Source organism: Variovorax sp. YR216, assembly GCF_900107745.1.
GTDB lineage: Bacteria > Pseudomonadota > Gammaproteobacteria > Burkholderiales > Burkholderiaceae_C > Variovorax.
The window spans coordinates 38,201-58,307 of sequence record NZ_FNRO01000030.1; the positions used below are offsets into that span (position 1 = coordinate 38,201).

The 20,107-nt window shown below is 66.2% G+C and carries 20 protein-coding genes; 7 read left to right on the forward strand and 13 right to left on the reverse strand.

The features are described from left to right. Nucleotides 1–744 (reverse strand): alanyl-tRNA editing protein, encoded by a 744-nt coding sequence (locus tag BLW05_RS34205; RefSeq protein ID WP_093169208.1) that lies wholly within the window; start codon nt 742–744, stop codon nt 1–3. Nucleotides 745–937: 193 nt separating this feature from the next. Here BLW05_RS34205 and BLW05_RS34210 point away from each other — a divergent pair, with 193 nt between their 5' ends. Further along, nucleotides 938–1,756 (forward strand): creatininase family protein, encoded by an 819-nt coding sequence (locus BLW05_RS34210; protein WP_093169210.1) that lies wholly within the window; start codon nt 938–940, stop codon nt 1,754–1,756. A gap of 4 nt (nt 1,757–1,760) precedes the next feature. On the opposite strand, the gene BLW05_RS34215 is transcribed toward BLW05_RS34210, so the two are convergent. Then, a complete protein-coding gene (locus BLW05_RS34215) occupies nt 1,761–2,384 on the reverse strand; it encodes a YbhB/YbcL family Raf kinase inhibitor-like protein (RefSeq protein ID WP_093169212.1) in 624 nt (207 codons plus the stop codon). A gap of 126 nt (nt 2,385–2,510) precedes the next feature. Between BLW05_RS34215 and BLW05_RS34220 the strand changes: the two genes are divergently transcribed. Genes BLW05_RS34220 through cutA form a run of 3 tightly spaced genes read left to right on the forward strand, consistent with a single transcriptional unit; the run spans nt 2,511 to nt 3,476 of the window. Continuing rightward, complete coding sequence (locus tag BLW05_RS34220) at nt 2,511–2,756, forward strand: GlsB/YeaQ/YmgE family stress response membrane protein (RefSeq protein ID WP_093169214.1); 246 nt, start codon at nt 2,511–2,513, stop codon at nt 2,754–2,756. 19 nt (nt 2,757–2,775) lie between these two features. Beyond that, the gene (locus BLW05_RS34225; protein ID WP_093169216.1) at nt 2,776–3,117 is read left to right on the forward strand and encodes a hypothetical protein; all 342 of its coding nucleotides are present in this window, start codon (nt 2,776–2,778) and stop codon (nt 3,115–3,117) included. Nucleotides 3,118–3,140: 23 nt separating this feature from the next. Then, a complete protein-coding gene (gene cutA, locus BLW05_RS34230; RefSeq protein ID WP_093169218.1) occupies nt 3,141–3,476 on the forward strand; it encodes a divalent-cation tolerance protein CutA in 336 nt (111 codons plus the stop codon). On the opposite strand, the gene BLW05_RS34235 is transcribed toward cutA, so the two are convergent. Further along, a complete protein-coding gene (locus BLW05_RS34235) occupies nt 3,467–4,141 on the reverse strand; it encodes a histidine phosphatase family protein (protein WP_093169220.1) in 675 nt (224 codons plus the stop codon). The two genes, cutA and BLW05_RS34235, sit on opposite strands and share 10 nt — an antisense overlap. 258 nt (nt 4,142–4,399) lie before the next feature. On the opposite strand from BLW05_RS34235, the gene BLW05_RS34240 reads away from it, so the two are divergent. Then, nucleotides 4,400–5,200, forward strand: a complete 801-nt coding sequence (locus BLW05_RS34240; RefSeq protein ID WP_177142946.1) for a DUF1266 domain-containing protein — start codon at nt 4,400–4,402, stop codon at nt 5,198–5,200. A gap of 161 nt (nt 5,201–5,361) precedes the next feature. Then, nucleotides 5,362–7,932, forward strand: coding sequence for an ATP-binding protein (locus BLW05_RS34245; RefSeq protein WP_143045016.1), 2,571 nt, complete (start codon nt 5,362–5,364; stop codon nt 7,930–7,932). Between the two features lie 20 nt (nt 7,933–7,952). Here the strand turns inward: BLW05_RS34245 and BLW05_RS34250 are convergent, their stop codons facing one another. The 8 genes from BLW05_RS34250 to BLW05_RS34285 are packed head-to-tail and all read right to left on the reverse strand — an operon-like array spanning nt 7,953 to nt 14,461. Beyond that, on the reverse strand, nt 7,953–8,783 hold the full coding sequence (locus BLW05_RS34250; RefSeq protein WP_218135274.1) for a response regulator: 831 nt from the start codon (nt 8,781–8,783) through the stop codon (nt 7,953–7,955). A gap of 1 nt (nt 8,784) precedes the next feature. After that, complete coding sequence (locus BLW05_RS34255) at nt 8,785–9,417, reverse strand: LysE family translocator (RefSeq protein WP_093169228.1); 633 nt, start codon at nt 9,415–9,417, stop codon at nt 8,785–8,787. A 1-nt stretch (nt 9,418) separates the two neighbouring features. Then, nucleotides 9,419–10,105: a VOC family protein gene (locus BLW05_RS34260; RefSeq protein ID WP_093169230.1), complete on the reverse strand. Its 687-nt coding sequence runs from the start codon at nt 10,103–10,105 to the stop codon at nt 9,419–9,421. Nucleotides 10,106–10,112: 7 nt separating this feature from the next. Beyond that, nucleotides 10,113–11,021, reverse strand: a complete 909-nt coding sequence (locus BLW05_RS34265; protein ID WP_177142947.1) for a PhzF family phenazine biosynthesis protein — start codon at nt 11,019–11,021, stop codon at nt 10,113–10,115. 5 nt (nt 11,022–11,026) lie between these two features. Further along, the gene (locus BLW05_RS34270) at nt 11,027–11,668 is read right to left on the reverse strand and encodes a glutathione S-transferase family protein (protein WP_093169234.1); all 642 of its coding nucleotides are present in this window, start codon (nt 11,666–11,668) and stop codon (nt 11,027–11,029) included. Between the two features lie 21 nt (nt 11,669–11,689). Beyond that, nucleotides 11,690–12,904, reverse strand: coding sequence for an aminotransferase-like domain-containing protein (locus BLW05_RS34275; protein ID WP_093169238.1), 1,215 nt, complete (start codon nt 12,902–12,904; stop codon nt 11,690–11,692). 28 nt (nt 12,905–12,932) lie between these two features. Then, on the reverse strand, nt 12,933–13,865 hold the full coding sequence (locus BLW05_RS34280; RefSeq protein WP_093169240.1) for a DMT family transporter: 933 nt from the start codon (nt 13,863–13,865) through the stop codon (nt 12,933–12,935). Further along, nucleotides 13,862–14,461, reverse strand: coding sequence for a LysE family translocator (locus BLW05_RS34285; RefSeq protein ID WP_093169242.1), 600 nt, complete (start codon nt 14,459–14,461; stop codon nt 13,862–13,864). Before BLW05_RS34285 ends, BLW05_RS34280 begins: the two co-directional genes overlap by 4 nt. A gap of 100 nt (nt 14,462–14,561) precedes the next feature. Between BLW05_RS34285 and BLW05_RS34290 the strand changes: the two genes are divergently transcribed. Continuing rightward, nucleotides 14,562–15,986, forward strand: coding sequence for an aminotransferase-like domain-containing protein (locus BLW05_RS34290; protein ID WP_093169244.1), 1,425 nt, complete (start codon nt 14,562–14,564; stop codon nt 15,984–15,986). A 2-nt stretch (nt 15,987–15,988) separates the two neighbouring features. Here the strand turns inward: BLW05_RS34290 and BLW05_RS34295 are convergent, their stop codons facing one another. Next, nucleotides 15,989–17,692 (reverse strand): phospholipase D family protein, encoded by a 1,704-nt coding sequence (locus BLW05_RS34295; RefSeq protein WP_093169246.1) that lies wholly within the window; start codon nt 17,690–17,692, stop codon nt 15,989–15,991. Between the two features lie 112 nt (nt 17,693–17,804). Next, nucleotides 17,805–19,706 (reverse strand): ATP-binding cassette domain-containing protein, encoded by a 1,902-nt coding sequence (locus BLW05_RS34300; RefSeq protein ID WP_093169248.1) that lies wholly within the window; start codon nt 19,704–19,706, stop codon nt 17,805–17,807. Nucleotides 19,707–20,107: the final 401 nt, after the last annotated feature.

The window sequence follows — 20,107 nt, forward strand, 5'->3', positions numbered from 1 at the left end:
TCACGGCGCCCATCCGAGCACGACGCGGCGGCTGTTGGCGCTTTTCTTCTCGATCTTGGTCACGATGACCGCGCCGATCTCGCTTGTGTTGGCCACGTGCGTACCGCCGCAGGGCTGGAAGTCGATCTGCTCCGCCTCGCCGATGCGGATCGTGCGGACGGTGCCGGTGCCACGCGGCGGCTGCACGCTCATGCTCTTCACGAGGGCGGGATTGGCATCGAGCTCGGCATCGGTGATCGCGCCGACGGTGAGCGGATGCCCGGCCGCGACCAGCCGCGCGAGACCGGCGGTGAGCGCCTCCTTGTCGAGCGGCTCGGTCATGTGGAAGTCCAGCCGTGCGTACTCGGGCGTGATCGAGCATCCGTTGACCGGCTGCGGTACCAGGTGGCACAGGAGGTGCGTGGCGGTGTGGAAGCGCATCAGCCGGTGCCGGCGTTCCCAGTCGATGCGCACCTTCACGCCGTCGCCGGGCTTCAGCGCATCCAGCAGCGCGTCCTGGCCGGGGGCGGGGACATGGACGATTTCCTGGATTGCCTTGCCTTCGGCGTCCTTGGCCTTTCGGGTATCGGCGATCGCGATCTCCCGGCCATCGGCCAGCACCAGCCAGCCGCTGTCGCCTGCCTGGCCGCCGCCCTGCGGATAGAACACGGTGCGGTCGAGCACGATGCCGCCTTCTTCGATGCGGAGGATGGAGGCTTCGCAGTCGCGCAGGTACGCGTCGGAGCGGAACAGTTCGTCGGTCATCGCGTGATGGTAGCGGCCGCGTCATGCCCGGGTGGCTCCCACGCCCGAAAGCGCCCGTCGCCGACACTCGGAGGCGACACCGATTGCACGATACAAACGGATGCCATTTCGTGGCGATCCAGATGCCGACGACGTCGGCAACGCGGTGTGGCGCGTCGCCCGCAAGTGAACCCGGGGCACTAAGATCGCCCGCATGAACGCCCCTGCCAGCCGCTTCTGGTCCCGACTCACCACGCGCGACTTTGCAGCGCTCGACCCGGCGACGACCGTCGCGGTGTTGCCGCTCGGCGCGACCGAGCAGCATGGCCCGCACCTGCCGCTCGGCGTGGATTCGACGCTGGCGGACGGCATCATCGCGGCGGCGCTGCCGTTGCTGCCGGCCGATCTTCCGGTGCTTTTCCTGCCGACCCAGCAGATCGGGCTCAGCCCCGAGCATGCGCGCTTCCCGGGCACGCTGACGCTGTCGTCCGAGACGCTGATCCGGCTCTGGAGCGAGATCGGCGCCAGCGTGGCGCGCACGGGCATCCGGAAGCTGGTGCTGTTCAACGCGCACGGCGGGCATGTCGGCGCGATGGACATCGTGGCGCGCGAACTGCGCGTGGCGCATGACCTGATCGTCTACAGCGTCAGCTGGTTCAACCTGCCGCTCGGCGACGCGGGCGCGCAGTTCAGCGCGGATGAACACCGCTTCGGCGTCCATGCGGGCGACATGGAAACGTCAATGATGCTGGCTCTCGCGCCTGGCGACGTCGCCATGGAGGCCGCCCGCGATTTCGACTCGACCTCTCGCGACCGCGCGCGCGACTACGCGATCCTCGGCAACGGCAAGAGCGCCAAGCTGGGCTGGGCGATGGAGGACTACAACCCCGCCGGCGCCGCGGGCAACGCCGCGGCAGCCACGGCCGGGAAAGGCCGCGCGCTGGTGGATGCGGCGGCGAAGCAACTCGCGTTGCTGCTTGCCGAAGTCTCGCGCCTGCCGCTCGGGATGATCGGCAACGCGCCCAATCCCTGAGCCATCAGCCCGGCACTGCGCCGGTCGGCACGGTGTCGCCGATCTTGATCGAGCCGTCGGGTCTTTCGCAGGTTCCGATCAGCAGGCCGCTCGCGATGGCGTGCGCTTTCAAGGCATCGAGCAATTCGTCGCGGCCCGGGCTCGCCGAGAACGCATGCGGCGCACCGAGCGCGAAGATCTGGAACGCATAGCGGTGCACGCCGTGGCCCGGCGGCGGATCGGGTGGCAGCCAGGCGGTTCGGAGGTAGGAGTTGCGGCCCGTGTGGACGCCGTTTTCATCGTCTTCGTCCGACAACGCGCCGTCGGCCAGTCCGCCGTCGGCGGCGGGTAGATCCACCGCGATCGCATGGACCAGGGGATGCGGCGTGGGCGAGTCCGCGTCTTCCACCAGCAGCACCAGCGAGACCGCGCCGGGCGGAATGCCGATCCAGTGCAGCGGCGGCGAGTGTCCTTCGCCATCCGCGGTGTAGCGCGCGGGCAGCGGCGCGTGATCGGCGAATGCCAGGCTGGAGATCTGGATCGATGCCATGCCCTGGCGCAGGCCGATGGTGTTGAAGGCGATCTTGTCGAGCCCCGCACGCACTTCGTGCAATGCGTGGCCGATCGCATCCGGGAGTTTTTCCAGCATGCTGTTTTTATATAGCGGCGGCGGCTGCACGGGTGTAGGAGCGATTCACAGGGGCTCCGCTATCATCAAAACCGCATCGTTCCGCGGCGGCATGCGCCGTCTTCCTTCCTCCATCAGGAGCACCGTATGAGCATCGTTTGGACCATTCTGATCGGCTTCGTTGCGGGCCTGGTGGCTCGCGCAATCAAACCCGGCGACGATTCGGCCGGCTTCATCGTCACGACGCTGATCGGCATCGCGGGTTCGCTGATCGCGACCTACGCGGGACAGGCGATGGGCTGGTATTCGGCGGGGCAGGGCGCGGGGTTCATCGCCTCGGTGCTCGGTGCGATCGTGCTGCTGTTCCTCTACGGCTTGATCAAGCGCAAGTGAGATTGCGCCGGTCCGCTGCATGCCGACGCGCAAGACGCGCAGCCGCCATCACCATCACGTCTACGTGATCGAACTCGACGACCGCGTGTGGAACGCTGCGCGGTTCCGGCGGGCCAACCCCGACTACAAGCTCGGCATGCCCTTTGTCTACGTCGGAATGACCGGGCTCGACCCCGACGTGCGATTCGACAAGCACAAGGCCGGCATCCAGGCCAATGCCTTCGTGCGCGACCATGGCCTGAGGCTGCTGCCCGCCCTCTACGCCATGTACAACCCGATGCCCTACGAAGCCGCTCGCGAGATGGAGGTCGAACTCGGCATCGCGCTGCGCGAGGCGGGATACGGCGTCTGGCAGGGCTAGCGATTCATTTCGGGGAGAGGCACATGGATTCAGGCGTTTGCATCGTGATGACGAGCATCGGCACCGAGGACGAGGCGGAATCCCTCGCCGAAGCGATCGTCGAGGCGCGGCTTGCCGCGTGCGTCCAGGTGCAGCGGGTGCGCAGCCTCTACATCTGGCAGGACGTGCTGCACCGCGAGCCGGAATGGGTGCTGCACATCAAGACACTCGAAGCGCGCTGGGGCGCGCTCGAAGCCTTCATTCGCGAGCGGCACAGCTACGACACGCCCGAGATCGTCCGCGTGCCGATCACGGCGGGTTCTGCCGACTATCTGGACTGGCTCAGGGCCGGCAGCACGCCGCTGCGCACTCAGGAGTAGGTGATCCAGTTCCCGTACGCCGGCGCGTCGAGATGGGGTAGCGTGTTGTAGGTCACCAGCATGTGGCGCTTGGGTGTAAACGTGAATTCGGTGACGGCCGAATTGCGCATGCGCAGATTGAGTTCCACCGTGGTCGCCGGACTGGTGCCGAGAACGTGGCCCACTGCCGTGGAGATGGGCCCGCCGCTGGACACCACGAGCACCTTCGCGCCATGGTGTCGGGCGCGCACGTGGTCCAGTGCGCTGGTCACGCCGGCCAGAAAGTCGATGTAACTCGGCATCCCCGCGGGGGTGGTTCGTCCCTCCATCCAGGCGTTGAGTCCATCGCGCAGGAGCCGGAAGTGGTGCCTGTACATCTCCGGCGTATCCGCCTTCTCCAGCTTGCCGGGGTGGATGGTCGCGATGATGGCTTCGCTGTCGTACTCGTTCAGACCCGGCCAGGGGAGGGCATCGTCCGGCGACATGCCGAGGCCTTCGGCGATGCCCTGCCAGGTCTGCCGGTGACGCCGCAGGGTGCCGGTGATCACGGCGTCGAAGCGCATGCCGCGCTCACGCCAGTACTCGCCCAGACGCACCGACTGCTTGCGGCCCAGGTCGCTCAGCTGGTCGTAGTCGGCTGCGCCGAAGCTGGCCTGTCCGTGACGGACGAGATAGAGGGTTCCCATGCCGCGGATTCTGCCGACCGGCAGCGATTTTGTGCGTCACCGCGGTGACCTCTGCGGAGCCGCGCTTCCGGACTTTGTTCACGATGCGCCGCATTCGCGACCGGTCGCGTGCGGGCTTTTCAGATGGTTCTCATGGGTGCGCCAGTCACCTCTTCTTACGATCAGTTTCACTCGATTCGTGGGGTGCCCCAGTCTGAATCGAACCTCACCGGGCGCTTGCGCCGCCCGCTCCTTGTTTCAGAAATCCGGGGAACTCTCATGCTGGTTCTGCTTGCCGCCGCCTTGGCGTGGTGCTTGATGTCGTTGACCTTCCTTCGATCGAGGTGGGGTGCGCGCATCGGGAACTCGCGGCCGGTCGAATTCGCGCCGTCCGGGGACATGTCGCCCGAGCTCCTGTTCGGATGCTTGCTGAGCGCAAACTTTGCCGTGCTGATGCAAGACAACTTCAACCAGTTGGCGAGCGCATTGCCCGAACGGCAAGTCAGGAAGCTGCTGGCCGGACACTGGGGCATCGAGGCCCACGCGGATTGCGTTCAGGTGATCGAGCAGCGCATGGCGCGGCTGGGGGAAATGTCCCGCGCGGAAATCCAGGCTGTGGCGGCCTGGCTCGATGAGCAGCGTTCGGAGGTCGAAAACGCCCATGCTTCCCGGCCACCGGTCGAGCACCTTGCCTCGACCGACGACCTCAGCCACGGCCATCTCAGTGTGCTGGCATGGGACATCCAGCAACTCGCGTACCTCGTCCGTCTCGCGTGCGCCGTCGGTCACGTCTCGCAGGCCCATGCGGAAGCGGTACTGGCGCGATTGGCCCTCCGTGCCCGTCTGCACTACGGATCCTGGAATGTTTACTCGATGGCGGCGCTGGTGGGCCTCGGCGTGCGGGGGGCCATGGAGGTCTTCGAAACGTCGGCCTGGGAGCGTTACTCGCGCACGCATTCCATCTTTCTGAGCGGCCGGCACTCGCCCACCAGGTTCGCGTCATCGTGGAGCGCCGCTCGTGTCGCGGTGCCGCGACTGCCTGCCGGAAATCCGCGTCCCGCTCCGATCGCCGCGGTCTGAGTTTTTCATCACTGCCAGGACCGGATCGGGTTTCGCCCTCTCCGGTTTGGAATCCGCCCGTGTCGCCCTTCCATTCGTCGAATTTCGGTGGGAGCTTTCGCTCTCGCGCGGCGTCTGGCCCTCTGCGACGCGTGCTCGACGGCGGAATCTTCGCGACCCTGTTGACCTGTCTCCTCGGTGTCGCGAGCTATCTGTTCGGGCGGCCGATGGCGATCGAGCTGAGCTGGCAGTGGGCGGCCCTGATCTCCATTGGCATCGTTGCGCTGGCCGTGCTGCGGTTCGCCAGTTCGCTGCGGGCGCAGCGCCGTAGCGATGCACTCCATTCCATTCTTGATGCGGTTCCTCATGCCTTGTTCGTCAAGGACTCCCGGTTCCGCTACAAGGCCTTGAATTCGGAGTTCGAGCGCGTCTTTCGCATCGACTCCGAACGTGTCATCGGCCGAAGTGACCAGGACATCTTCGGCCCTGACCTTTCCAAACGCTTCGCTGCCCAGGACCGTGAGCTGATGGGCTCGGGCGTCGCGCATGCCTTTCACGACGAGATTGCGGTCGATGGTGTCGTGCGCAACTTCCAGTCGCGCAAGCAACCCATCTTCGATCCACGGGGGCGGTTTCTGGGGCTTGTCGGTGTAGCGATCGACGTGACGCCGGAATTGCAGATCCGACGCGAGCTCGAACAATCGCGCTCCGACCTGGAGCTGGCGCTGAGCCTGGGCGGTCTGGGTGTGTGGCGCTCGGTCGCGCGGCTTGGCAAGCGTGCCCGCCTGAACGACCCGGCGTTTCTCGACGCTGCCATCAACGCGGATCGCCGCATTCGCGAGATCTGCGGCTTCAGTGAAGAAGAGCCGGTCACCTACCGGCAGTTGTTCGTGCGCGTCCATCCGCAAGACCGCCAGCGCGTGGCCGCGCGGCTGGAGGAGGTGTACCGTCAGCGCCGCGGGGCTTACCGGAAGCAGTTCCGCCTCCGTACCCCCGATGGCGTGGAGCGCACCCTGGAAGTCCGCGGCAGCCTGTCCGTGCACAACGATCCGGGCACCGCCGGCACCATCGTTTCCTTCATCGGCATCGTCAAGGACATCACCGACGAAGAGGTGCTCAAGGCGAGCCTGGTGACCAAGGCCGAGGAAGCGCGCTCGGCGGGCGACGCCAAGGCCCACTTCCTCGCGATGATGAGCCACGAGGTGCGCACGCCGCTGAACGGCGTGCTCGGCATGATCGACCTGGTGCTGGACACACCCCTGGACGACGACCAGCGCACCATGCTCATGCGCTGCCGCGAGTCGTCGGTGTCGCTCCTGACGATCATCAACGACGTGCTGGACTTCTCCAAGATCGAGGCGCGCATGCTCGACATCGAGAGCCGGCCGCTGTCGCTGTCCGGTCTCGTGGAAGACGTGTGCGCCACCTTCTCCGCCGAGACCGCGCGCAAGGCGATCGGGCTGGCCTTCCACGTCGATGCGGCCATCCCGCAGTTCGTGGTGGGCGATGCCGTGCGGCTGCGCCAGGTGCTCACCAACCTGATCGGCAATGCCATCAAGTTCACCCCGCAGGGAGAAGTGCGCGTGGAGGCGCTGCGCACTGCGCAGGGCGAGCTCGAGCTCACCGTGCAGGACACCGGCATCGGCATCGACCCGCGAGCCACAAAGACGCTCTTCGAGCCCTTCCGCCAAGCCGACATCGCCACCACTCGGCGTTACGGCGGCACCGGCCTGGGCTTGACCATCGTCAAGCAGCTGGTGGAACTGATGCAGGGCAGCGTGCGCTGCGAGAGCGCACTCGGCGTGGGAAGCCGCTTCATCGTGACCTTGCCGCTGCGCCCGTGGGTGCCCAGCGTGGACTCCATGCCAGGGCGTAGGGCGCCGCACCGGCTGGCTATCGATGCGAGCAAGCAATCCGTGAGCGCCAGGGCACTGCCAGTATCCCCGTCCGGACAGGGTCAGCGGGTGTTGCTGGCCGAGGACCATCCGATCAACCGCGAGGTACTCACCCGCCAACTGCGCAAGCTGGGCTACGCGAGCGACTGCGCCGAGGACGGGCAACAGGCCTGGGAGATGCTGGAAGCGGCGTCGGCGCTCGGCACCGGCTACGCCGTGCTGCTGACGGATTGCCACATGCCGCGGTTGGACGGCTACGAGTTGACCCGCCGCGTGCGTGAGCGGGAGGCTGTGCGAGGGGGGCTTCGCTTGCCGATCGTGGCGCTGACGGCCAATGCGCTGCTGGGTGAAGCGGAGCGCTGTCTCGCGTTGGGGATGGATGCCTATCTGTCCAAACCGCTGCAACTCGGGGATCTGCGCGAGGCGCTGTCGAAGGTGCTGCAGACCGGCGCCGGCGCCGGCGAGGAGGGCGCGGCGCAGGCCGGCTCAGGCGCTGTCGCGACCGCACTTGCCTCTTCGCCGCACTACGCGCGACTCATGCAGCTGTGCGATGGCGATGAGGCCAAGGTCGCCAAACTGGTGGGTGTCTTCGTCACGGCCACCGAAGAGGATATGAAGGCGATGGACCGGGCCGCTGCCGCCTTCGACCATGCCGCGCTGCGGCAACTCGCGCATCGCATGCGCTCTGCCTGCCATCAGCTCGACGAGGATGCGGCAGTGCGCGCCTTCGAGGCCGTGGAGAACAGCGACTCCGATTCGCGGATCCTTGCGCTCTACCGTGACGCCCGCGCGGAGCTCGTGTCTGTCATGCGGCGGGCAGCGGCGTTTGCCGGTGTGCCCGCGCAAATCCCGGGGTGAGCGCCGTCGCTCGGGCAAGTTCAGGAAATCAGGTTGTGCTCTCTCGCGAAAGCGTAGATCTCCAGATCGCTCTTGAGGCCGAGTTTGTTCATCGCATCGGTCTTCTGTCGGCTCACCGTCTTGACACTGCGTGACAGGCGATCGGCGATCGCGGACACGGTCATCCCGGACGCGAAAAGGCGAAGCACTTCGACCTCCCGAGGCGACAGGCGCGCGGCCACGCCGTTTTCGGCGTCGAACTGGCTTTGCAGAAGGCTCTGCTTGAAACTGGTGCTGAGGTAGTCCCGCCCCTGGTTCACGGCCTGGATTGCGAGCGAAATTTCGGACATGCCCGCGGCTTTGTCGATCAGGCCGCGCACGCCGGTTCCGAGGATTGCCCCAATCACGCCGACATTGCCCACCATGGTCAGGACGATCACGGGGAGATCGGGGTACAGGCGGCGGATGCGCTGAAGCAGTCCAAGTCCATCAGCCTCCTGGCCGCCCGGCATTGAGAAATCGGTGATGAGCAGATCCGCGGGCGTCTCACGCAACGCCGATAGCAGCGCTTCCGGTGAATCGGCCTCGGCGACGATGGAGATGTTCATCGCGCTTTCCAGCACCATGCGGACGCCAGCCCGGATGATGGGGTGGTCGTCGGCGACGATGACACGCTTGTTCATGCAATCAACCCATTCTTGAGGACAGTGCGGCTCCCCTGAACCGAGGGGCACACATTCTACTTGCCGCCAATAGGTCGAAACCTCGCCTCCAACGGAGGGCCGTTTCAGTATGGTGCATTCGGTGAACCATGTCACCAATGTCAAAGTGAGCGGCGATTGCGAGCGCGTCGGCGCCCGCAATTCGGTCATTTCACTTCCGATCCGACAAGGCGATGCGAAGCGCCAGCGCAGCGAGGATACTTCCCATCACGTACCGCTGTGCGATCAGCCAGCCGCGGCTCCTCGAGAGGAATGCCGTGATGCCCGCCGCGCCGAGAACCAGCAGCGCGTTGATTCCGCCGCTCACGAGGATCTGGATGGCGCCCAGGGCCAGGCTTTGCAGCAGCACGGAGCCGCGATCGGGATGCAGGAACTGCGGGAAGAACGACAGATAGAACATCGCGACCTTGGGGTTCAGGACGTTGGTCAGGAACCCCATGCTGAACAGCCTGGCCGGCCGGTCGTGTGGCAGCAGGCGGGCTTCGAACGGTGCGGTGCCGTTGGGCCTGAGCGCCTGCCAGGCTAGCCAGAGCAGATAGGCGGCGCCGGCCAGGCGAATCGTGTCGAATGCGAGGGGGACCGCGATCAGCAACGCGGTCAGGCCGAGGGCTGCGGCCATCAGGTGCACGACGAAGCCCAGCAGGACGCCGCCGAGCGAAATCAGGCCCGCGGCCCGGCCCTGGCAAAGCGTGCGGGAAACGCAATAGATCATGTTGGGTCCGGGCGTCAGGACCAGCACCAGGGCGGCCAGGGTGAACCAAGCGAGTTCGGTGGGCGTCAGCACGTCAGATACCTCGTGAATGGAGCGAGACGGTGCCGCGCGGCGTTTCCAGCACGGCGTGGAGATCGGGTGCGCCGTTGGCGAGCGACACACCTGAAAGTCCGATGGCGCGCAGCGCGGCTTCGAGATCCACAGGTCGCGGATGCGCGAGATCCAGCGAGCGCAGCGTCACGCCCGAATCGATCATGCTGTCGCTCGGGTGAACCGGGCCCCATTGGATCAGCGTGGGCAGCGCCCCGTAGAACAGCCGCTGACCATCGTCGCGCACCGTGATCTGCCAGGACAGGCGGCCGGCCGGCGTATCGCGCGAGGCCTCGATCACGTGGCCGCGATCGAGCCGCGCCTGTCCGAGCGCCTGCACGGCGGCGTGCGCATCCGGCACCTCGGCGACGAAGTGCACCAGGCGGGGACCGCTGCGCGCAAGCGCCGCTTGCAGGTGGGCATCGTCAAGGTCGAACCATCGATGCTTCGCGGCGCCGCGCGTGGGCCTCGCGCCGGGATCGATGGCGATGATCTCCACATACGCGCGCGGGAATGCGGCGCTTCCGATCTTCATCAGCCGGTTGTGCGTCCCCATCAGCGGGTGCGAGCCGCCGTGGCCTGGCGTCACGCCCAGCGTGGCTTCGCACCAGCCCACGCCTTCGTCAAGGCTGCGGGCAGCGATCACCAGATGATCGACGCGCGCGTGCACGGCGGTGCTAGAGCGTGACGTGTCCGTCGATGCAGGTGACCGAATCGCCTCCGACCCAGACCTGCCGGTCGCCGTCGCGCTCGATGTGGACACGTCCGTCGCGGCCCAGCACCTGGCCCTGCGATGCGACGTAGCGGTCCGGCATGTGGCCCTCGGCGATGAGCCACTCGGCAAGGCTTGCGTTGAAGCTGCCGGTGACCGGGTCTTCCTCCACACCGATGGCCGCGGCAAAGGCGCGCACTTCGATGGTCGGCTCAACCTCTTCCTCGGCGCGCGAGAAAGCGCGGGCCTCGCGGTTCGAGCGCGTGATCAACTGTGACGAAGCACCCGTCGGATAGAGGCCGGCGACGCCGACTTTCTGACCGAGTTCGGCAAGCGCTCGATGATCGGGCTCGAGCGCGAGCACGGTCTCCGCGTCGTTCAGCAGCAGCCCGAGCCACACCGGCCCGTTGTCGAGCAATTGCGCCGTGACGATCTGCTGTGCCTTGATGCCAAGCGCGCCCGCGACTTTCGCCAGCAGGGTCGGGCTGGGGGCGCTGCGCCGCAGCGCTGGGGCGGCGAAGGTCAGTCGCTCGCCTTCGCGCCGGATCGGCACCAGGCCCTTTGCGCACTGCTGCACGATCAGATTGCCGCCCTTCGGCTTGCCGCCGGCCTGCAACCAGGCGTGGCAACTGCCCAGCGTCGGATGTCCGGCAAAAGGCAGTTCGCCGCCCGGCGTGAAGATGCGCACGCGGTAGTCGGCCGAAGGATCGGTCGGCGGCAGCAGGAAGGTGGTTTCGGAAAGGTGCGTCCACGACGCGAAGCGCTGCATCGTCGCGTCATCGAGCCCAGTGCCGTCGAGCACCACGGCGAGGGGGTTGCCGAAATACGGCGTCGAGGTGAAAACGTCGACTTGCTTGAAGGGGCGGGTCTTCATCGGAGTCATTCCAGAGGGAGGTCGAGAACGCCGCGTGCGCCGGCCCGGGCACGCAGGTCGGCAAACCAGCGCTCGACGTTCGGCCACGAAGGCCGCGTGTATTCGGTCTGAGGCAGGCCGAACCAGCGATGCGCTTCGCAGCCGACCGGGATGTCGGCCATCGTGAAGCGGTCGCCGAGCATGAAGGTGCGCGTGGCGAGGTGGGCATCGAGCAAGGCGAAGAGCGGTTCGGTGGCGTGCACCGAATGCGCGATCACCTCGGGGTGGCGCTGTGCGGCGGGCGTGCGGATCCACTGCCTGAAGGCGCCGCCGCTCACCGGGTTCAGGGTCGTCTGCTGCCAGTCCATCCAGCGTTCCGCGTCGAAGCGCTCGGCCAGCGGCTCGGGATAGAGCCGGCCCGTCGAATGTTTGGCGCAGAGGTAGCGCACGATGACGTTCGATTCCCAGAGCACGACCCGGTCTTCGCCCTCGCCGTCATCGATGACGGGCACGAGCGCATTCGGATTCATGCCGAGATACTCGGGCGTCTGGACCACGCCGAACTTGCCGCCCGCTTCGGTGCGCTGGAAGTCGAGGCCGAGTTCCTGCGCGCACCAGACGACCTTGCGAACGTTGATGGAGCTGATGCGTCCCCAGATGTTGAGCATTTCAGGTCTTTCGCAGCGGCTTCAGTTCGGGTTGGCGGCCATCTGCCGCTCCACCTCGGCTGCGGCGCTGTGCGCGAGTTGTTCGCGGATCGCGTCCGCGAGTGCGGCAATGGCGGTGTCGATTTCCTCGTCGCTGGCGGTCACGAAGGACAGCCGCAGCGTGCGTGCATCGCCCTCTCCGGCGTAGAACGGAAGGCCCGGAACGAAGGCCACGCCGCGCTCGACCGCCTTGGGCAGAAGCGCAACCGCGTCCACGCCCGGCGGCAGGCGCAGCCAGAGGAACATGCCGCCGTTGGGCTTGTTGAACGTGACCTGCAAGCCATTCATTTCGCGGGTGAGCGCAGCCAGCATGACGTCGCGCTGGCGCTTGTAGAGCGCGCGAATCGTGGGCACGTGCTTGCCGAGGAAGCCGTCCTTCATGACTTCGGACACCATCCGCTGGTTGAAGCTCGGCGTGTGCAGGTCGGCCGCCTGTTTGGCCTGCAGCAGCTTCGGGAAGATCGCCTTCGGCGCCACGAGGAAGCCGAGCCGCAGGCCCGGAGCCAGCACCTTCGAGAACGAACCGAGGTAGATGCAGCCCTCGGGATTGCGCGCGGTGAGCGGCAGCGGCGGGGCTTCGTCGAACCAGAGTTCTCCGTAGGGGTTGTCTTCGATGATCGGCAGGCCCGCCTTGGCAGCGGCCGCGGACACCGCGGCGCGGCGCTCTTCGGTCATCGTGCGGCCGGTCGGATTCTGGAAGTTCGGCAGCAGGTAGATGAACCGCGCATCCTTCGACTTGGCGACCATGTCGTCCACGATCACGCCTTCGTCGTCGCTCGCGACGCTCACCGGTTCGGGTTCCATCGGCGAGAAGGCCTGCAGCGCACCAAGATAAGTCGGCGTCTCCACCAACACGCGGCTTCCGGGGTCGAGCAGCACCTTGGCGATCAGGTCGAGGCCTTGCTGCGAGCCGGTCGTGATCAGCACCTGAGCCGGGTCCACCTTCCAGGGGAGCATCTGGCTGACCGCTTCGCGCAGCGGGCCGTAGCCTTCGCTGGCGGCGTACTGCAGCGCGGCCTGGCCGTCCTTGTGCAGCACGTTGGCGCAGGCTTCCGCGAACGCCGAGATCGGGAAGGTCTTCGGTGAAGGCAGGCCACCGGCCAGGCTGATGATGCCGGGGCGTTCGGTGACCTTGAGGATTTCACGGATCACCGAAGGATTCATCTTTTCGGCCCGTGCGGCGAGTTTCCATTGCATTTCTTGACTCCTTGAGGTGTGTGAATCGCTATCGCGAAGCCGGAGCTAGCGCGGTGGGCGTGGCGGGTTGTGACAGCCGCTTGCCGGCGATCACGGTGGCGACGACGGCGGCCGCGAAGCCGAGCGTAACGATATCGAGGGGCTCGCCCAACAATGGCATCGCGGCGAGGATGGAAAGAAAGGGTTGCAGCAGTTGCGTCTGGCTCACGCGGAGTGCGCCGCCGATCGCCAGACCGCGATACCAGGCGAAGAAGCCCACCCACATCGAGAACACCCCGACATAGACGAACCCGACCCAGGCGGATGCGGCGACCGCCTGCTCGGGCCAGAGCAGGATCGTGCCCGGCAGCGTGACCGGCAGCGCGAGGACGCAGACCCAGCAGATCACACGCTCGGCGCCGAGCGCTGGCGTGACCTGTGCGCCGTAGATGTACCCCAGCGAAGCCGCGAACACGGCGCCGACCAGGAGCAGGTCCGCCCATTCGAAACCGAAGCCCGTGCCGTGGCCCGATGCACGAATCAAGGAGAACACCACCACGAGGGCGCTGCCGGCCATGGCGCAAAGCCAGAAGCCGAGTCGCGCGCGCTGGTGAAGCACCCATGCGGCGCACGCTGCCGTGACCAACGGGAGGAGTGCAGTGATGACCGCCGCATGGCTCGCGCTGACGACACGCAGCGCGTAGGCCAGCAAGAGCGGATAGCCGATCGCGTTGCCCAGCACCGCCATGCCCAGCGGCCGCCAGTGGCTCGGCTGCGGACGCGGTGCGCGCGTGACGATGAGAAAGAGGGTCGACAGCACGCCGGCGAGTGCCGCGCGCCCCAGCGTCACGAACCAGGGCGAGAGCTGCGGGTCGGCCTGCGTCCCGGTGGCCAGGCGCGTCATCGGCAGCGTGACCGCGAAGAAGGCCACGCCGAGCACGCCCAGCCACATGCCGAGGGTTTCGTCCCGATGGTTTTTCATACGCTCAGCATCCACCATGCGGTGAGAACCAGCACCGCGCCCATAAGGCGGTTGAACCACAGCAGTCTCTGCCCCTGTGCAAGCCAGTGGCGCAACAGCGCACCGGCGACGGCGTATGTCAGGTTGCTGACGAATGCATAGAGCAGCATCACCGGCGCCACGATCGCAAGACGCTGCAGCGCATCCGGCTGCCCGGCGATCCAGCCGGCCACCAGCGTCAGCGCGAGCAGCCAGGCCTTGATGTTGAGGAACTGCAGGAGCACGCCCTGCTTGAATCCGACGTTCAGCCGCGCGCCGTCCGCCTGCCCGAGCGACGCACTGCGACTGAGTTTCCAGGCCAACCACAGCAGGTAGCCGACGCCGAATGCCTTGATCGCCCAGCGCAACGATGGAGCTGCCACCACCAGGGCGCCGACGCCGGCGGCGCACAACAGGAGCAGCAAGGTCCAGCCGACGGGGACCGCGATCACGAATCGCATCGCGCGCGGCAGTCCGCCGTTCGCGGCCAGCGCGGTGGACAGCGTCGTGTTCGGACCTGGCGAGAAGCTCATCGCCGTGGCGAGCACCAGCAGCGCGGTGAAATCTTGCCAGTTCATGGGACACACTTTAAACTGAGGACCATTACAGTAGCGATACAGTTGGTCGAACAAGGGGTGGTCTGTATTGGTTCACCGATCAACACAGAAGCAGGCACATATGCTGACACGAACGTCCTCGCAGTCTCTCACCGGCCAGCTTGCGGACCGGTTCGCCGAACGAATCCGCAACCGCTTGCTCGCCCCCGGCGCGCGCCTTCCTTCGGTGCGCGAATGCGCGCGCCAGCAGGGGGTGAGCCCGCATACGGTGGTCGCCGCCTACGACCAGCTGCTTGCGCAGGGCCTGGTCGAGGCGCGGCGACAGAAAGGCTTTTATGTGCGTGACGCGGCGACCGTGAACGGTGCGGCGTCGATGGGCATGAGCTTCGTCAGCCAGCCTGCGCCTGTACCGGTCGTGGCCGCGGACGCCAGCACGTTGATTCGCGGGATGTTCCACCGGCCCAGCGACAAGCCGCAGCCCGGCATGGGGGTGTTCCCGCCTGATTGGCTCGAATCGACCTTTATGCCCGCCGCGCTGAGGCGCGTCACCGGCGCAAAGTCCCTTCAGGAGTTCTCGCTGCAGTACGGCGAGCCGGCTGGCGACAGCGGCTTGCGGCGCAGCCTCTCCACCAAGCTGGCGGGTATCAACGTGCCGGCCGGGCCCGACCAGATCGTGACCACGGTCGGCGCGACACACGCGCTCGACATCGTCAGCCGCACCCTGTTGCGCCCCGGCGATCCGGTGATGGTCGAGGAGCCGGGATGGGCGCTCGAATTCGCCCGGCTCGAGGCGCTCGGCATGCGCATCCTGCCGGTGCCGCGGAACGCCGACGGGCCTGATCTGGAAGTGATGGAGCGTTACTGCAACGCGGGCGAAGGTCATCGGCCCAAGCTGTTCGTGAGCGTCAGCGTGCTGCACAACCCGACCGGATACAGCCTGTCGCCGGGCAGCGCCCACCGCGTGCTGCAGTTGGCGAACAAGCACGACTTCCATATCGTCGAGGACGACACCTATAGCCATCTCGCGCCTGAACACGCAACCCGGCTGTCTTCGCTCGATGGCCTTCGGCGCACTGTCTATGTGAGCGGTTTCGCCAAGATCCTCGCGCCCAACTGGCGCATCGGATTTCTCGCGGCCTCGCCGGAACTGGTGGGGCGCTTTCTCGAAACCAAGCTGATCGCGACCCTGACCACGCCTTCGCTGTTCGAGCGGGCCTTGGCCTGGTGCATCGACCAGGGCCAGTTGCGCCGCCATGCCGAGCGCATTCGCTTGCGGCTCGACGGCGCGCGTGGGCGCACGGTCAAGCTGGCGTTGAGTTCGGGCTGCACGCTGGCGGCAGAGCCGGCCGGCCTCTTCGGCTGGGTCGATACCGGCGTCGATACGGATGCCCTGACGCAGCGCATGCTCGACGAGGGTTATCTCATCGCGCCGGGCTCCCTGTTCCATGCGCGACGTCCCCCCACCACCCTGATGCGGATCAATTTCGCGACCGGACAGGATGCGGCGTTCTGGAAGGTGTTCGCGCGCGTGCGCGATCAGCTCTGATTCTAGAGCAGCGTGTCCGGGGCGAGCGGCCCCAAGAGCTTGAGCATCAGCCGCAGGCCGGGGCTCGCGTCGGGCTCGGTGGCCGCGTCCCGCAGCCCGCTGCCCTGCGGCGCATGCCATACGAGCCGGCCGTCTTCTTCTTGGACGTGCCATGAGCCCTCGCGTAGCGCGACCTCCATCTTTTCGGTGGCGATGCGCGAGAGTTCGTTGCTGCGGATCAGCACCGCGATCTCGGTGTTCTGGAGCTGCGATCGCAGGTCGAGGTTCATCGAGCCGACCACCACCCACTCCCCGTCCATGACCAGTCCCTTCGAGTGCAGCATCGAGCGGGACTCGCCCGACGCCCCGCCGCTGCCCGACGAGCCGAAGGCGCTGGTCACGCCGGCCTGCTCGCTGCGAAGCTCGTAGAGCTCGACGCCCATCTTCAGCAACTCTTCGCGATGGCGCGCATACCCCACGTGCGCGACCGGCGCGTCGTTCGACGCGAGGGAGTTGGTCAGCACGCGAATCCGGACGCCCCGCGCAAGCGCGGCGGCAAAGGCCTGCTTCATGTCCGGCCCGGGGACGAAGTAGGGCGAGATGATCAGAAGATCCTTGCGCGCAAGGCCGATCAACTGCAGCAATCCTTCGACCACGGTGTCGCCGTCGGCTGCGGCACTGACTGCGACCTGGAGCGAGCCGCTTGTGCCCTTGCCGTTGCCGGCCCCACGCGCCTTGCCGCCGGTGATCTCGACGCCCGGTGCCTTGCGTTCGCCGCTCGCCGCGTTCGATCCATCCGATGGAATCTTGGCCGGCTTGTCCGCCATCACTGCGGCCGGCGCCCAGATGAACGAAGCGGTCCGGAGGTCCATTGGCTGCCGGTCCCAGCGGGGGCGGCGCGGATCGGCCTGCGTCGCGCCCTGTTCCTCGGCCTGCGTCCCTTGGGGCTCAGCGCGTTCGCGTTCCGTCGCGGCTTTTGCGTCGGCGCGGATCTTTTCGAGCTCCTCGCGGGTGACCAGCGACTCCACAGGGTAGGCGCGCTCGTTGTTCCAATACGCATCGAAGCTGCGCGACAGATCCTGCACGACGCGGCCCGCCACCAGCACGTCGAGATCGACGAAGTTGGCGTTGGCGGCGTTGCCGAAGTACGCATCGCCAAGGTTGCGGCCACCGGTCACGCCGAGGACGTTGTCGGCGACAAAAAGCTTGTTGTGCATCCGCTGCTGGATGCGCGAGGCATCGTCGATCGAATTGACGAGCCGCGACAGCGTCGACGTTCTCGCGCCGGCGAGCGGATTGAACATCCGCATCTCGATGTTCGGCTCGAACGCGAGGTACATCACGACCGCGTCTCGTCCGGTGCTGTGGAAGTCGTCCAGCAGGATGCGCACCCGAACCCCGCGCCGGGCGGCGTCTCGCACGGCGCGAAGAAGGTGCGCGGTGCTCGCGTCGGCATGGATCGTGTAGTACTGCAGGTCCAGCGTCTTCTGTGCGCCCTGCGCCAGCGCGAGCCGGCTGCCATAGGCGGCTGACGGGCCGTCGATCAGAAGGAAGCCGGAGTCGAAGCGGGTTGCCGCCGCTTCGCGACGCTGCTTCACCAGCCGGGCCAGAGGCGTGTCGGCCGGGGCCTCCAGCGCCGTGGAAACAGGGCGCTGCACGTTCTTGGGCAACTCCGCGCACGCCGAAAGGCACAAGATCATGCCAAGCGACATGATCAGGTGTCGCATCGCGGCGGGCAGTCGTGTGAATCGGTGGAGTGACCTCATGCGGCATTCGAAGAGCCTCGACGCCGGATGTATAGCGCGGCCTTGGCGCGCCGCGCGTCAGACAAAGACGCCGCTATCCCTGGCCGACGGAGCCGAGTTCTTCCCAGCGTTCGAGCGCGGCGAGCAGTTCCTCCTCGATCCGGGCGTGGCGTTCACCGAGTTCGGCGGCGCGGGAGGCGTCGGTTCCGTAGATCGCGCCGCCGTCTTTCTCGAGGATCTCCGCGATCTGCTTCTGCTCGTCCTCCAGATCGGCGATCCGCGACGGAAGCATCTCCAGTTCGCGCTGTTCCTTATAGCCAAGCTTCCGCTTGAGGCTGCTTCGCTGGGGCGAGGCGGGTGCTGGAGCGGCAGGGGCTGGCGCTGGCGCCGGCGCGGAAGCGGTCGTTCGCTGCTCCGCGATCTCGCGGGCACGCCTGGATTGGGTGAGCCAGTCCTGGACACCGCCTTCGTATTCGCGCCAGCGGCCGTCGCCCTCGTACGCGATCGTGCTCGTCACCACGTTGTCGAGGAAGGTGCGATCGTGGCTGACCAGGAAGACCGTTCCGTCGTAGTTCTGCAGCAAGTCCTCGAGCAGTTCGAGCGTGTCGATGTCCAGGTCGTTGGTGGGCTCGTCGAGCACCAGGACGTTGGCCGGCCGCGCGAACAATCGTGCGAGCAGCAGGCGGTTGCGCTCGCCGCCGCTCAGGGAGCGCACCGGCGAATGCGCCCGTGTGGGTGAAAACAGAAAGTCGGCGAGGTAACTCTTGACGTGCTTGCGCTGGGTCCCGATCTCGATCCACTCGCTGCCCGGGCTGATGAAGTCCTCGAGCGTTGCATCCAGGTTGAGCGCGTTGCGCATCTGGTCGAAATAGGCCACCTGCAGATTGGTTCCGCGGCGGATGGTGCCCGCGTCGGGTTCGAGCTCGCCGAGGATCAACTTCAGCAAGGTCGTCTTGCCGGCGCCGTTCGGTCCGACGAGGCCCACCTTGTCGCCGCGCAGAATCGTGCTCGTGAAGTTGCGGACGATCGTCTTGTCGCCGAACGATTTGGACGCACCGGTCAACTCGGCAACGATCTTGCCGCTCGCCTGGCCTGAAGAGACATCCATGTTCACGCTGCCCAGCGCCTCGCGCCGCGCCGTGCGGTTGGCGCGCAGCTCCACGAGTCGGTTGATGCGGCTCTGGCTGCGCGTGCGGCGGGCTTCGACGCCTTTGCGTATCCAGATCTCTTCCTGCGCGAGCAGCTTGTCGGCTTTCGCATTCACGATCGCCTCCTGCGCCAGTTGCTCCTCCTTCTGTACGAGGTACTGCTCGAAATTGCCGGGGTACGAGGTGAGCTTGCCGCGATCCAGTTCCACGATCCGGGTCGCGACGCGATTGAGAAAGCTCCGGTCGTGCGTGATCGTCACCACGCTGCCCTTGAAGTCGATGAGCAACTGCTCGAGCCACTCGATGGAGTCGAGGTCGAGGTGGTTGGTCGGCTCGTCGAGAAGGAGAACGTCTGGTGTGGCAACGAGCGCCTGAGCCAGCGCCACCCGCTTGCGGGTGCCGCCGGACAGCGCCCCGACGCGGGCGGAGCCGTCAAGATGCAGGCGGTGGAGGGTCTCTTCGACGCGCTGCTCCCAATTCCATGCATCGAAGGCCTCGATCTGTGACTGAAGCGCGTCCAGATCGATGCCGGGTGCACCCGACAGATATTGCTCGCGGAGTGCGATGACGTGCGCGAGGCCGGCGCTTGCTGCGGTGAACACATCCGCGTCCAGGTCGAGCGACGGCTCCTGGGCAACGTAGGTGATCCGCACCCCCTGCTGCACTTGCAGGACTCCGTCGTCGGGTTTCTCCAACCCCCCCAGGATCTTGAGGAGCGACGACTTGCCTGCGCCGTTCCTCCCGATCAGGCCAATGCGTTCGGACTCTATGAGAGAGAAGTCTGCGTGATCCAGCAGTGGGACGTGCCCGAATGCCAGTTGTGCGTCGAGAAGGGTGATGAGTGCCATGTGTCCGGGATTATCGGATCGGGCCGCGTGTTGGCGTCGACGACGCTCCGCTGGCGGCAAAAAGTGGCATATACTTTGCGGCTCGACTGAAAACGCGCAAGCGGATCAGCAGAGAAAAAAGAGTCGGCGAGTTGACGAAGTCGTAAAAAACAAGTCATAATCGCAGGCTCTGCTGAAACAGCGGCTCGCAAGAGGGGCTGAAGAAGCAAAGACCCCAGAGCTTGACGGGATTTAAAAAAACCTGTCATAATTGAGGGCTTCGCCAAACACGGCAACGAGTTAGATCCTTCGGGGTGTAGCGAGTTGGGCGGAGGGAAGAAAAGAAAAAATCTTCAAAAATTTTTTCTGAACTTCAAAAAATCGTGTTATAGTAGAGGGCTTCGCTGATCGCAGCAAGCAAG